The organism is Streptomyces sp. 13-12-16, assembly GCF_002114215.1.
Taxonomy (GTDB): Bacteria; Actinomycetota; Actinomycetes; order Streptomycetales; family Streptomycetaceae; genus Streptomyces.
In genome coordinates, this window is sequence record NZ_NCTE01001333.1 from 1 (window position 1) to 837 (window position 837).

The following is an 837-nucleotide window of genomic DNA, read 5'->3' on the forward strand; positions in this document are numbered from 1 at the left end:
TGGGCACCGGGAAGGCGCGTACCGGCTGGCCCGCGCGCTGGACCGTGAGGCCGCGCGGAGGAGCGACGACGGCGCCGCCGCGCTGATGCGGGAGGCCGAGCAGTGGTACCGGCAGGCCGCCGCGCGGGGACACCGCCGGGCCGCGCTGCACCTCGGGGCGATCCTGGAGCGGCGCGGCGAGCTCAAGGAGGCCGGCCGCTGGTACCTGACCTCCGCCAAGGACGGCGAGACCCGGGCCGCCTGCGCGCTCGGCTTCCTGCTGCGCGACGCCGGGGACACCGAGAACGCCGCCGTGTGGTGGCTGAGGGCCGCGCAGGACGGCGACGGCAACGCCGCCAACGCGCTGGGCGCGCTGCACGCCGAGCGGGGCGAGACCCAGACCGCCGAGCGCTGGTACCGGGCCGCGATGGACGCCGGCGACATCAACGGCGCGTACAACCTCGGGCTGCTCTGCGCCGACCAGGGCCGGACCGCCCCGGCCGAGCAGTGGTACCGCCGGGCCGCGTACGCCGGTCACCGCGAGGCGGCGAACGCGCTGGCGATCCTGCTGCTGCGGGCCGGGGACGAGACCGGCGCGGAGCCGTGGTTCTCCAAGGCCGCGGAGACCGGCAGCGTGGACGCCGCCTTCAACCTCGGCATCCTGCACGCGGGCCGGGGCGATGAGCGGTCCGCGCTGCGCTGGTACGAGCGGGCGGCGGCCGCCGGGCACATGGAGGCGGCGCTCCAGGTCGGGATGGCGCGGCTGCGGGAGGGCGAGGAGGGCGAGGCGGAGCGGTTCCTGCGGTGCGCGGCGGGCGGGGGGAGCGCGGAGGCGGCGTACCGGCTGGCGACGGTGCT

General features: G+C 78.1%; 1 protein-coding gene. It reads left to right on the forward strand.

Features of this window, described 5'->3' with window-relative positions; genetic code table 11:
* On the forward strand, positions 1-837 hold an 837-nt coding region (locus B7767_RS40595), incomplete at both ends, for a tetratricopeptide repeat protein (protein WP_143652938.1).